Annotated in this window: 11 protein-coding genes; 4 read left to right on the top strand and 7 right to left on the bottom strand. The window is 64.3% G+C overall.

Annotated elements, in window-relative coordinates:
* Positions 1-123: 123 nt before the first annotated feature.
* Together infC and thrS are read right to left on the bottom strand one after the other, a co-directional pair.
* Positions 124-651 carry a translation initiation factor IF-3 gene (gene infC, locus CXG43_RS15595; protein WP_309689600.1) on the bottom strand — a complete coding sequence of 176 codons (528 nt, stop codon included), beginning with the start codon at positions 649-651 and terminating at the stop codon, positions 124-126.
* Positions 652-714: 63 nt separating this feature from the next.
* Positions 715-2,616, bottom strand: a complete 1,902-nt coding sequence (thrS, locus tag CXG43_RS15590; RefSeq protein ID WP_101100742.1) for a threonine--tRNA ligase — start codon at positions 2,614-2,616, stop codon at positions 715-717.
* A 387-nt stretch (positions 2,617-3,003) separates the two neighbouring features.
* Here thrS and CXG43_RS15585 point away from each other — a divergent pair, with 387 nt between their 5' ends.
* From CXG43_RS15585 to CXG43_RS15570, 4 genes are all read left to right on the top strand, one after another.
* Complete coding sequence (locus CXG43_RS15585; protein WP_220550369.1) at positions 3,004-3,318, top strand: hypothetical protein; 315 nt, start codon at positions 3,004-3,006, stop codon at positions 3,316-3,318.
* Positions 3,318-3,581 (top strand): hypothetical protein, encoded by a 264-nt coding sequence (locus CXG43_RS15580; RefSeq protein WP_101100741.1) that lies wholly within the window; start codon positions 3,318-3,320, stop codon positions 3,579-3,581. Before CXG43_RS15585 ends, CXG43_RS15580 begins: the two co-directional genes overlap by 1 nt.
* A gap of 10 nt (positions 3,582-3,591) precedes the next feature.
* Positions 3,592-5,151 (top strand): PepSY-associated TM helix domain-containing protein, encoded by a 1,560-nt coding sequence (locus CXG43_RS15575; RefSeq protein ID WP_101100740.1) that lies wholly within the window; start codon positions 3,592-3,594, stop codon positions 5,149-5,151.
* A 218-nt stretch (positions 5,152-5,369) separates the two neighbouring features.
* On the top strand, positions 5,370-6,824 hold the full coding sequence (locus CXG43_RS15570; RefSeq protein ID WP_101100739.1) for an insecticidal delta-endotoxin Cry8Ea1 family protein: 1,455 nt from the start codon (positions 5,370-5,372) through the stop codon (positions 6,822-6,824).
* Positions 6,825-6,985: 161 nt separating this feature from the next.
* On the opposite strand, the gene CXG43_RS15565 is transcribed toward CXG43_RS15570, so the two are convergent.
* The 5 genes from CXG43_RS15565 to rbfA all read right to left on the bottom strand — a co-directional run bounded on the left by CXG43_RS15565 (position 6,986) and on the right by rbfA (position 12,831).
* Positions 6,986-8,425 carry an insecticidal delta-endotoxin Cry8Ea1 family protein gene (locus tag CXG43_RS15565; protein WP_157825143.1) on the bottom strand — a complete coding sequence of 480 codons (1,440 nt, stop codon included), beginning with the start codon at positions 8,423-8,425 and terminating at the stop codon, positions 6,986-6,988.
* A 333-nt stretch (positions 8,426-8,758) separates the two neighbouring features.
* On the bottom strand, positions 8,759-10,867 hold the full coding sequence (pnp, locus tag CXG43_RS15560) for a polyribonucleotide nucleotidyltransferase (RefSeq protein WP_101100737.1): 2,109 nt from the start codon (positions 10,865-10,867) through the stop codon (positions 8,759-8,761).
* A 151-nt stretch (positions 10,868-11,018) separates the two neighbouring features.
* Positions 11,019-11,279 carry a 30S ribosomal protein S15 gene (gene rpsO / locus CXG43_RS15555; RefSeq protein WP_057507957.1) on the bottom strand — a complete coding sequence of 87 codons (261 nt, stop codon included), beginning with the start codon at positions 11,277-11,279 and terminating at the stop codon, positions 11,019-11,021.
* Positions 11,280-11,450: 171 nt separating this feature from the next.
* Positions 11,451-12,359 (bottom strand): tRNA pseudouridine(55) synthase TruB, encoded by a 909-nt coding sequence (gene truB / locus CXG43_RS15550; protein WP_101100736.1) that lies wholly within the window; start codon positions 12,357-12,359, stop codon positions 11,451-11,453.
* Between the two features lie 88 nt (positions 12,360-12,447).
* Positions 12,448-12,831, bottom strand: a complete 384-nt coding sequence (rbfA, locus tag CXG43_RS15545) for a 30S ribosome-binding factor RbfA (RefSeq protein ID WP_042613000.1) — start codon at positions 12,829-12,831, stop codon at positions 12,448-12,450.
* Positions 12,832-12,893: the final 62 nt, after the last annotated feature.

Raw genomic sequence — 12,893 nt, 5'->3', positions numbered from 1 at the left:
CTCGGGCAACGCCCCGGCATGCCATGACGAAGACCGGGGGCCAAAAAGCAGAAAGGCGCCAGCGGCGCCCTCCTCCCGTTGCATTCAGCTGCCAGGCGCCCGCGAGGGGCAGCCCGTGCCGCCTTATGTCTTCTTCTTCGGAGCAATCATCATCACCATCTGGCGGCCTTCCAGGCGCGGACGGGATTCGATCACGATGTCCTCGCCCAGATCGGTTTCGATCCGGTTGGCCATCTCGCGACCCAGTTCCTGATGGCTCATTTCACGGCCACGGAAGCGGATGTTGACCTTGATCTTGTCGCCCTCTTCGAGGAAACCGCGCATCTTGCGCAGCTTGATCTGGTAGTCGCCCTCGTCCGTGACCGGACGGAACTTCACTTCCTTGATCTCGACCTGCTTGCTCTTCTTCTTGGCTTCGCTGGCTTTCTTCTGGGCTTCGAACTTGAACTTGCCGAAGTCCATCACCTTGCACACCGGCGGATCGGCCTGCGGCTGGATTTCAACCAGGTCCAGGCCTTCTTCCTCGGCCATCGCCAAGGCTTCGTCGCGCGTCAGCACGCCGATCATTTCGCCGTCGCTGCCGATCACGCGTACGCGCGGCACGCGGATTTCCTGATTCTTGCGGTTCTGTTTGTTGTCAGGGGTACTGATATTGCAATCTCCCAAGGGTATCGAACCGGTCCGCGCGCCATTGCACACGGACCGGACCTTTGATTACGCGCCCTCGGCCTGCAGCCGTTCAATGAAGGCCTGGAGACTCATGCTGCCCAGGTCCTCGCCGGAACGCGTACGCACCGCCACGGCGCCGTTTTCCTTTTCGCGGTCACCAATGACCAGCAGGTACGGCACGCGCTGAAGCGTGTGCTCGCGAATCTTATAACCGATCTTCTCATTACGCAAATCGGCGACCACGCGGAAGCCTTGATCCGCAAGGGATTTGCGCACCTCGCTCACGTATTCAGCCTGGGCATCGGTAATGTTGGCCACCACCACCTGGGTCGGGGCCAGCCAGGCCGGGAACTGGCCGGCGTGGTGCTCGATCAGGATGCCGATGAAGCGCTCCATCGAACCGACGATCGCCCGGTGCAGCATGACCGGGTGCTTCTTCTGGCTGTTCTCATCCACGTACTCGGCGCCGAGGCGGCCGGGCATCATGAAATCGACCTGCATGGTGCCCAGCTGCCAGGTACGGCCGATGGCGTCCTTCAGGTGGTATTCGATCTTCGGGCCGTAGAAAGCGCCCTCGCCCGGCAGTTCCTGCCATTCCACGCCGCAGCTGGACAGCGCCGAGCGCAGCGCGCCCTCGGCCTTGTCCCACGTTGCGTCGTCGCCCAGGCGCGATTCCGGACGCAGCGCGATCTTGATCTGGATGTCCTCGAAGCCGAAGTGCTGGTACACCGCCAGCGCCTGCTGGTGGAACGCGGTTACTTCGCCTTCGATCTGCGATTCGGTGCAGAACACATGGCCGTCGTCCTGGGTGAAGCCACGCACGCGCAGGATGCCGTGCAGCGCGCCGGACGGCTCGTTGCGATGGCATGAACCGAATTCACCGTAGCGGATCGGCAGGTCGCGATAGCTGTGCAGGCCCTGGTTGAACACCTGGATGTGGCCCGGGCAGTTCATCGGCTTCACCGCATAGGTGCGCTTCTCCGATTCGGTGAAGAACATGTTCTCCTTGTAGTTGTCCCAGTGCCCGGACTGCTTCCACAGCGACACATCCAGGATCTGCGGGCAGCGCACTTCGCCATAGCCGCTGTTGCGGTAGACGCGGCGCATGTACTGCTCCACCACCTGCCACAGCGCCCAGCCCTTGGGGTGCCAGAACACCAGGCCCGGCGCCTCCTCCTGCAGGTGGAACAGGTCCTGCTGCTTGCCGATGCGACGGTGGTCGCGCATTTCTGCTTCTTCGATGCGCTTGATGTACGCATCGAGCTGCTTCTTGTCGGCCCAGGCGGTACCGTAGATGCGCTGCAGCTGCTCGTTCTGCGCATCACCGCGCCAGTACGCACCGGAAATGCGGGTCAGCTTGAAGGCCTTCAGGAAGCGCGTGTTGGGCACGTGCGGGCCGCGGCACATGTCCACGTATTCCTGGTGGTAATACATGCCCATGGCCTGGATGTCCGGCGACATGTCCTCGATCAGGCGCAGCTTGTAGTCCTCGCCACGCGCCCTGAAAATTTCCACGACTTCAGCGCGCGGGGTCACCTTCTTGACCACGTCGTAGTCCTGGGCGATCAACTCGCCCATGCGCTTTTCGATCGCCGCCAGGTCATCCGGGGTGAACGGACGCTCGGACTGGATGTCGTAGTAGAACCCTTCGGCGATGACCGGACCGATCACCATCTTGGCGTCCGGGTACAGCTGCTTGACTGCATGACCGACCAGGTGCGCGCTGGAGTGGCGGATGATCTCCACGCCCTCCTCGTCCTTGGCGGTGATGATGCGCAGGGTCGCGTCCTTGGCGATCACGTCGCTGGCATCGACCAGCACGCCATCGACCGAACCGGCGATGGTGGCCTTGGCCAGGCCGGCACCGATCGACTGGGCCACCTCCATGACGCTGACGGGATGTTCGAATTCGCGGCGGCTGCCGTCGGGAAGAGTGATCGTGATCATCGAAATGGCTTCTTGCTGTGCCCGCGCGGCGGGCTGGCATGCGGATCCGGGCAAGGCCCGGGCAATAAAAAAGCGCCGCGAGGGCGCCTGGATGGGAGCCTTCGGGTGCAGGTCAGCAGTGGGCGATGGTAGTGCTCATGTCACACGCTCGGCCGGCGCTTGGCGCGGGCCACCTGGATCCAGTGGGAGGGCTGTGGTTGATCTTAAACCAGCGCGGCACAAAGCCCAAGGGCATCGGCCGCAGTCGCCTGAATAGCGGATACTGGATCGCGCAAAAGTCAATGATTACCATACGCGTGTGTCGCTGCACCTTCTACCCTCCGGATCCCCGATGACCCCGCTTCCTGATCGTCGTCCCTCGTTGTACCTGGCGGGACTCCCACGCTGATGCAGGTGCCCACCATCGGATTGTCCTCGCTGGGCTTCTGCTCGCTGGCGATGCTGGCCACCGCACTGTCCGCACTGGCGTTCTATGCCGCTTCGCCTCATTGCCGCTGGCCACGGCTTCATCGCGCCGGCCGGCTGGGCCGGGAGATCGGCACCGTGGCCGCCGTTGCCGGCCTGTGGCTGTGGATGGCCGACCTGGGTGTCGGCGCCGGCCTGGTGATCGCCCTGTGCGTGTGGATGGCGATCGCCATGCTGCTGCCCACGCTGGCGGCCTGGCACCGTCCGGCCGCGCTGCCGGCCAGGAAGCCGCGCTGATGTGGCCGCGCGCCTTTGCCGGCCTCATTGCGGGCCTGTTCGTGGCCGCCGCGATCACCGGACTGGTCGCATGGTTGCCGCCCGGCCCCTGGGCCTCCGCGCTGGTGCCCAGCCTGATCGCCTTCATCCCGCTGTGGATGCTGGCGGCGGTGTGGGCCTTCAGCTTCCGCAGCGGGGCGCGCGCATGGGCCGTAATGGGCGCCTGTGCTACCGGTGGCTTCCTCCTGCTGTGGCTGCTGCGCCTGTCCGGCGCAGTGCAATGAGAATGATCCAATGAAGTTCAGCTCGCAGACCCTGCGCACCTTCACCACGCTGCATACCTGGGTCGGCCTGGTGGCCGGCTTCGCGCTGTTCGTGGCGTTCTACGCCGGCGCGCTGACGGTGTTCCACCATGACATCCCGCTGTGGCAGACGCCGGCATCGGTGGACCAGCCCGCCGCCACCCTGGCCGACGCGCAACGCCTGTTGGACGGCGTGCTGGAACGCCATCCGGCCGCGCGCGCGCACATGGGCATGACCTTCCCCGGCGGCGACCATCCGCAGCCGATCGCCTACTGGCAGGACGCCAAGGGAACCTGGCAATACGCCTGGCTGGACCACTACGACGGCAGCCTCACCCCGCCGCAGACCGGGCTGGCCGAACTGGTCAACGAACTGCACTACACGCTGGGCCTGCCGGTGGCCGGCATCTACCTGATGGGCATCGTCAGCCTGCTGTACGGCGTGGCGCTGCTCAGCGGGCTGGTGATCCACCTGCCGAAGCTGGCCGGCGACCTTTTCGCGCTGCGCCCGGGCCGCAACCTGAAACAGTTCTGGCAGGACGCGCACAACATCATCGGCGTGCTCAGCCTGCCCTTCCACCTGATGTTCGCGGTCACCGGAGCACTGCTGTGCCTGGTGTTCCTGCAGATGGCCCTGCTCAACCCACTGATCTACGACGGCAAGCTGATGCAGGCGGTACCGTCGGCGATGGATACCGCGCCGGTCCGGGCAGCCCGCGGCACCGCCGGCGACGCGGTCAAGCTGGCCGACCTGCATGCGCGTTCGCTGCAGGTGGCCCGCGATCAGGGCGTGCAAGGCTTCGAACCGGCCTACCTGAAGCTGGCCAACGCCGGCGACGCCGCCGCCACCATCGAGATCACCGGCGAGTCCGAAGGCACGCTCGGTCCTGCCGGCGCGGTCGCCTTCGACGTCGCCAGCGGGCGCCTGCTGGCCAGCCAGTTGCCGGGCCGCCGCGATGCCAACCATGCCACCCTGAGCGCGGCCTATGCCCTGCACTTCGGCGAGTTCGGCAATGGCGTGGTGGCCTGGCTGTATTTCCTGCTGGGCCTGGGCGGCGCCTTCCTGTTCTACTCCGGCAACCTGTTGTGGATCGAATCGCGGCGCAAGCGGCGACAGGTCGAGCAAGGCCGCGCGCAGGTCAACATGGCGCGCGCCACGGTCGGGGTCTGCATCGGGCTGGTGGTGGCGATCTCGGCCGCCTTCGTCGCCGCGCAGGTGCTGGAGCGCGTGGCACCGCCGTCGGTGGAGGCCGGCATCCGTTGGGTGTGCTTCCTGACCTGGGGCGCATGCGCACTGTGGGCCGCACTGCGTCGCCCGGCCCAGGCCGCGCGTGAACTGCTGTGGGCCGCCGCCGTGGTAACCGCACTGGTACCGCTGGCGCACGGCGCGCTGAGTGGGTGGTGGTGGTGGACCAGCGCCGGCCATGGCCACTGGGCGTTGTTCTGGGTGGACGCGGTGGCGCTGGCCATGGCGGTGGGGTTTGCGGTGCTGGCGCGTGCGACGACGCGACGGGCCCGGCATGGCGATCCACACAGCGTGTGGGCGGACTGACGATCAACGCATGCGCAGGATCACTCACTGCACGCGCAGGCGCCCAGGCACGGATGGACCCGTCGCGTGCTATCGACATTGCCCATGCGCCAACGGTAATGCCCTAGCCATCATTGCGCTTTCGACCCGCCCTTTCCTGGTGCATTTTCCGCTGCCGCCAGCGCGCTGGTGAGCTGAAGCTTGACGCACCAACCGGTCCGTCAAAGCGAGGTCAGCCAATGAAGCGTCATGATTTTCCCGCCACCGACACGGCTCAGGCGGTCCCCCGCGACCCCGTCCGCAGAAGACTGATGGCCGCTGCGGCACTTGGATGCACGTCTCTCGCAGCCGGTTCCCTGCAGGCCTCGCCAACCCGGCAGACGACGCTCCGGATCGATACCCGGCTACCCGCCATCACGGCGCCCAGCGAGCCAACCGGCGAGCTCTACGACCTGATGCGCGAGTCAACGCTTGGCGCCCTTTATCAAACTCCCGTGGTGGGTGGGCTGCTCTCCTACGTGGGAGCCCTGTTTCTTCCCAAACAAGGCAAGACGCCTGAGCAGATGTGGCGCGAATACACCGACAAGCGCATTTCTGAAACCGTGTTCAATCAGGTGAAGGCCGATCTTGAAGGATTGACCAGCGTCTCAAGACTTTACCGGGATGCAGTAACGGCGCAGGATCGTCCGACAATCCATTCGCAGAGCATAGCGAGCAATACCCAGTTCTCGGCGCTCATTCCACGCTTCCAGCTGCAGGCTGAGCAGATAGCGTTGCTACCTCTGTTCGTCGTCGCTGCGACGCTGCATCTGACGCTGCTGAGGGATATCGCCCTGACCGGACTGGGGATCGGTTTCAGCGTCGAATCGGTGCAGAACTACAAAAGCGAGCTCAGCAACCGGATCGAAGCCTATACACGCCACGTCGACGCTACCGTGGAAGCGGCCATCGCCAAAGCGCGCAGGGAGAACCCGAACGACGGCACGCCCCTCCGACGCAACCAGCCACTATCGGCGATGCTGGCCGAGAAGGCGCGTCTGCAGCTTGAAGTCATCGACCAGCGTGACACCTGGTACGCATTCGATGCGGCAAAGTACCCCGACAAGAAACGCGTATGGCTGCTGCGGGAGATTTTCTCCCCGATCGCCGGCTGGTGGGACCTGGATTCACGCGCACCCGACGAAATTCCGGACTGGAAGACGCCTGGGACACGCATCAACAGGCTCGAAGTCTGGGTTCGTTCGCAGTGGCGCACTCACTGGTTGTCTGCAGTAAAGCTGCATTACGACCAGACGGACGAGACATTGCAGACCGGCGAGATCTGGGGGGAGCGTTCTGAACTCGCTATTGACCCTTCCTTCTGGTTCAAAAGCGCAGTGACGGCGCACAGCGCCGGCGTCGCCCAGATGGCATTGACCGACAGTCATGGGCGGACCGTACGTGCGGGGAGACGCGAGCTCGAAGGCAGCGAAATCAAGGCAAAGAGCGGCTATGCACAACATGGGCTCCAATCGATCCGCAGCGTGGGCAAAGGCCGCAGCAGTAGCGCAGCGCATGGCGCGATCAGCGGCCTCGTCTACGGTTTTGGCCTGGAGCGACCCGGCGTCATGCGCATCCACCCGGAAACCGATGCACGGATTGCTCCCGTCATTGCGCCCCACCTGATCGATTGGATACGCAGACCGGTGCGCTGACAGCGAACTCCACAGCATGTTCCGCCGGGAGAAAGCGGGCTTTACGCCCACTTTCTCTTCCAGGAGCCCACTGCTGGCGCATCGGTTGCCTGCGATGAAGGGGTCTTCAATGACCGTTACTCAAGCAGACATTCTTGCCCAACAGGCGAGACCACAATGGTTCAGTCCGCAATCCATCTGAGCAACTGCGGCGCCATGTTGGGCGCCAGCCGATCGTAGCTCTGCAGACTGATCGGGACGGCCTCCTGGTTGAGCAACTGGAAGCCCACGATAAGGCTGCCCACTGAGGTCAGCGCGGGCGCCCGGCCATGACCCACCGACCTGATGGATGACACGCGATGCCCCGCGTAGCTGATGGAGGCTGTATTGGCGCCGGAGTTGGGACCGCCACCCTGCCAGAACGTTCCGTTGTTATGGTCGACTTCCAGACGCGTAATGCCCTGCAGGTATCTCGCCCTGACCCTGCTCAAATGGAACGAGGTGTTCCGCAGGAACAAGCGCTTGCCTTGGGTCGCACGAGATCCGGTTTCCAGCTCGGATCCATCCTGGTAAACGACGTGGATTCCCTGGAGCCATGACGCACCGCCGGCTGTGCTGAATGTGCTCAATCCCAGCTCTTTTATCCGCGATGCCGGCGGCTGCCACGTCGGCAGGGCGTCTGGCGAAATATTCTTCCTGTCCCACTTGCCGATGATTGGAGAGAGAACTTCGCGGTTCAGCCGGACCGCGACCGGCGCGGGGAAGCGTACCGGATCGAACGCATACCAGGTATCGCGCATGTCGATGACGGCGATCTGCAGTGCTGCCTTTACCTGCAGCATCTGCGTCAACGGCTTGTTGCTCTCGTAGTAATCCCCCTTGCGCCAGTCGTAGGGATTGTTCACCCTGGCCGCCTGGATGGCGGCGGCGACGTATCGGTCAACATGCGCGGTGTAACGGGCAATGCAGTCCTTGGCCTGTGCTTCCAGCGTACTGCGATAGGCCGGCGTGTAACCCAGGTCGACCGCCTTCAATGCCATGTCGCGCAGCAAAGCAAGATGCAGCGAGGCGGCAATGACGTAAAGGGGGAGCAAGGATACTTCCTGTCCCACCTGGGCGAAGCGGGGCACAGCGCCCACGAACTGGGTATTGGCGGCAATGCTCTGCGTGCTGATCGCTACCAGGTCCCCGGAGCGCACCGCATCGGCGTACAGCTGCACTACCCCGGTGAGGCCAAAGAGATCAGCCTTCACCAATTGCAACAGCGCCTCGGAAATCCGCGCGTCGACAATCTCACGCCACAGCTGCTCTGCGGAGTTTCCGACGGCAGGAATGAACAGCGCGCCCAGGTAGGAAAGGAAGCCGCCCACTACCGGCACCAGATTCAGCCCTGCCAGCAGTGACTCGCGCAGGACCGTGAGCGCATCGTCACCAGCGCTGGCTTTGGCTTCCCTGCCAATGGGTTCACCCCATGAATCCACCAAGCCTTGGTGGGCCAGCAACGGTGCCGCTACCAGGCAGGCTGAACCGGCCAGCGCGGACTGCATCAGGCGGCGCCTGCCGGGATCCTCGATCGGAGCGACCGGGTTACGGAGATGGGAATTACGGAATTCTGACGACATGGGCGTGGACCTCTTTGACTTCTGCGTGGATGCGCCAACACCAGAGGAGTTCTTCGCGACGGGGACCAGGTCCTTGCCCGCAAGAATCACGATGGTGGCGGCGTGCCCACTGTTGGTCAGCCAGGGTCGACCCCGCGCATCCCCGGTGCATCGCCTGCCATGTACAGCACCCTGCATCGCAGCTGCCCCTCATCCGGATGTCCGGGACGCAGCCGTCCATGCCGATGGCGCGCCCCGGCGTGCCGTCGGTGCCCCGTTCCGTGCCGGAACCACAGGCAAAGAAAAAGCGGGCCGAAGCCCGCTTTTTCATTCCAGCAGAGGTACGGCGGCCGATTACTCGGCAGACACACCCTCGCCTTCTTCGACGGCCTTCATCGACAGGCGGATACGGCCCTGCTTGTCGACTTCCAGCACCTTGACCTTGACCACATCGCCTTCCTTCAGCACGTCGCCGACCTTCTCGACGCGGTCGCTGGAGATCTGCGACACGTGCACCAGGCCATCCTTGCCCGGCAGGATGGTGACGAAGGCACCGAAGTCCATGATCTTGGCGACCTTGCCTTCGTAGATGCGACCCGGCTCGACGTCCGAGGTGATCTGCTCGATGCGGGCCTTTGCAGCCTGCGCAGCGATGGCATTGACCGAGGCGATGATGATGGTGCCGTCATCCTGGATGTCGATCTGGGTGCCGGTCTCCTTGGTGATCGCCTGGATGGTGGAACCGCCCTTGCCGATCACTTCGCGGATCTTGTCCGGGTGGATCTTGATGGTCAGCAGGCGCGGCGCGTAGTCCGACAGCTCCTGGCGCGGTGCCGTCAGGCCGTGGGCCATCTCGCCGAGGATGTGCAGACGGCCGGCCTTGGCCTGCTGCAGTGCCTGCTTCATGATCTCTTCGGTGATGCCTTCGATCTTGATGTCCATCTGCAGGGCGGAGATGCCCTCAGCGGTACCAGCCACCTTGAAGTCCATGTCACCCAGGTGATCTTCGTCACCCAGGATGTCGGACAGGACGACGAAACGCTCGCCTTCCTTGACCAGACCCATGGCGATACCGGCCACCGGCGACTTGACCGGCACGCCGGCGTCCATCAGGGCAAGCGAGGAACCGCACACCGAGGCCATCGACGAGGAGCCGTTGGATTCGGTGATTTCCGACACCACGCGGATGGTGTACGGGAAGGCTTCCAGCGATGGCATCACGGCGAGGACGCCGCGCTTGGCGAGGCGGCCGTGGCCGATTTCGCGACGCTTCGGGCCCATCATGCGGCCGGTCTCACCCACCGAGTACGGGGGGAAGTTGTAATGGAACAGGAAGTTGTCCTTGTACTCACCGGACACGGCGTCGATCACCTGACCGTCGCGGGCGGTGCCCAGCGTGATGGTCACGATGGCCTGCGTTTCACCGCGGGTGAACAGCGAGGAGCCATGGGTACGCGGCAGGATGCCGGTCTTCACGGCGATCGGGCGGACGGTGTCCAGCGCACGGCCATCGATGCGGACCTTGGTGTCCAGCACCGAGTTGCGCATGGTGCTGTATTCCAGCTCACCGAACTCCTTGGACAGCTCGGCCGGATTCCAGCCTTCGGCGGCCACGCGGCCAGCCAGCGACTCGAACACGTCCTTCTTGATCGCCGAGATGGCGTCACGGCGCTGCAGCTTGTCGCGCACCTGGAAGGCTTCGCCCAGGCGCGGGCCGATGGCTTCCTGCAGGGCGCTGATCAGCACGTCGTTCTTGGCCGGGGCGGTCCAGGTCGACGGCTTGGTGCCGGCTTCCACGGTCAGCTCGTTGATCGCGTTGATGACCTTCTGCATTTCGCGGTGACCGAAGGTCACGGCGCCCAGCATCACGTCTTCGGACAGCAGCGCGGCTTCGGATTCGACCATCAGCACGGCGTTGGAGGTACCGGCGACAACCAGTTCCAGCTCCGAATCCTTCAGCTCGGTCACGGTCGGGTTGAGGATGTACTCACCGTTCTTGTAACCGACCTTGGCAGCGGCGATCGGACCCTTGAACGGGGTGCCGGCCAGCGACAGCGCGGCCGAGGCACCGATCAGCGCGGCGATGTCGCCGTCGATGTCCGGGTTCAGCGACATCACCGTGGCGATGATCTGCACTTCGTTCTTGTAGTCTTCCGGGAACAGCGGACGGATCGGGCGATCGATCAGGCGCGAAATCAGCGTCTCTTTCTCGGTCGCACGGCCTTCACGCTTGAAGAAGCCACCCGGGATACGGCCACCGGCGTAGAACTTCTCCTGATAGTCACAGGTCAGGGGGAAGAAGTCCTGGCCCTCACGCGCGCTCTTTGCGGCAACGGCGGAGACCAGCAGCACGGTATCGTCGAACTTGACGATGACGGCACCGCCGGCCTGGCGGGCGATTTCGCCGGTCTCAAGCGTGACGGTGTGTTTGCCGTACTGGAAGGTTTTGGTGATTTTTGCCACGGAGGGTGTCCTTGGGATGCTGTCTGCGAATGGACCGTCGGCGACCCGTGCCGCCTGCGGGTGACCGGTCGTTCCGGTCTGAATGCGATGGGTATTACGGTGCTACAAAACAAAACCGCGGCGCATTGCTGCGCCGCGGAGGATTCGTTGCTTAGCGACGCAGGCCAAGCTTTTCGATCAGACCCTTGTAACGGGTCACGTCTTTCTTCTTCAGGTAGTCGAGCAGGCTGCGGCGGCGGTTGACCATCTGCAGCAGGCCACGACGGCTGTGGTGATCCTTCTTGTGGGTCTTGAAGTGGCCGGTCAGCAGTTCGATGCGGGCGGTCAGCAGGGCGACCTGGACTTCCGGGGAACCGGTGTCGGCGGCGCTGCGCTTGTTGTCTTCAATAACCTTCTGGGTGTCGATCGACATTTTCTTTTCTCTTCTGATGCGGGGCCAGCAGGAACGTGTTCACGCACCGCTTGGCTCGCCGTAGGCTGATGATGATCCTGCACGACGCAGGGTGCCCGTGAAAGGGCCGCAAAATTGTAACGGGAGCGCCCTCCCGGAACAAGGTCCGGGGCTGAATGGCCCCGGCGGATGTCACCGATTGAAGCGCCGCTGGGACGCCAGCAGCCCGCTTTCATCGACCTGCCCCAGCCCGCAGGCAGCGCCGTCAGCGCCATGGACCACCACCAGGCCTTGCGGCCAGCGGGTGTCGCGTTGACGCTGGCCCAGGCAGAAGCGGGCCGCCTGCTGTTCATCCAGGTCGACCCGGGGGTAATCCACCAGCCCGGCCGAAAGCGGCAACAACAGGGCTTCCATACCGGTTTCATCACCGGAATCGGCCATGCTGCGCAGCTGATCGACGGTGACCATCGCCGGTTCGGCGAACGGCTCCACCCACAAGCGGCGCAGCGCGCTGATGTGCGCCCCGCAACCCAGCGCCTCGCCGAGGTCGCGGGCGATGCTGCGGATATAGGTGCCCGAGCCGCAGGTGACGCGCAGCCGCAGGCGGTCCGGCTGCTGCTCGAGCACCTCGATGGAGCGCACTTCGACGTCGCGTTCGGGCGCCTCGATGGCATCGCCACGACGGGCCTTCACATACAGCGGCTCCCCACCCTGCTTGAGCGCGGAATAGATCGGGGCACGCTGGCGGATGTGGCCGGTCAGCGCCGCAAGTGCAGCCTGCAGGGCATCGGCACTGATCTCCGGCACCGGGCGCTGCAGCAGCACCTGCCCTTCAGCATCATCGGTATCGGTGGTCTGGCCGAGCACGACTTCCGCATCGTAGGCCTTGGCCGAGCCGAGCAGCAGGCCGGCGATCTTGGTGGCCTCGCCGAAACACAGCGGCAACAGGCCGGTGGCCAGCGGGTCCAGGCTGCCGGTGTGGCCGCCCTTCTCGGCACGGAACAGGCGCCTGGCGACCTGCAGGGCCGCGTTGGAGCTCATGCCGCTGGACTTGTCGAGCAGCAGGATGCCGTCCAGGCGACGGAATTGGATACGTGTCATGGATATTCATCGTAGCGCCGCGCACTCCGCGGCGGGCAGGATCCGTGATGCAGGCAGTCGCCGGGCTTCATCCGGCGCCAGCGGACCCTTACTCTTCGTTGCCTTCGCGCTTCTTTTCCGCCGCGACGGTGTCGGGCAGCTCACGCAGCAGGTTGTCGATGCGCTCGCCGCGATCGACCGAATCGTCGTAATGGAAATGCAGCTCGGGCACGTGGCGCAGCTTCATCGCACGCGCCAGTTCCATGCGCAGGTGCCAGGCCAGTTCCTTCAGACCCTTCATCGCCTCTTCGGAGCGCTCGGCCATCAGCGCGGTCACGAAGATCTTGGCATGGGACATGTCGCGGGTGATTTCCACATCGGACACGCTGACCGAGGGCAGCCCGTGTTCGCGCACGGCGTTATGCACCAGGGTGCCAAGTTCGCGGCGGATCTGGGCGGAAACACGGTCGGTTCGATGGAAAGTCTTGGGCACGCGGCAGGGCTCTTTTATTTGGGGGGTGACACGGTGAACGGTGATGCCTTGAAGCAGGACCG

This window comes from Stenotrophomonas sp. Bg11-02 (genome assembly GCF_002836635.1).
GTDB classification, from domain to species: domain Bacteria; phylum Pseudomonadota; class Gammaproteobacteria; order Xanthomonadales; family Xanthomonadaceae; genus Stenotrophomonas; species Stenotrophomonas lacuserhaii.
This window is presented reverse-complemented; position numbering and strand designations above follow the sequence as displayed.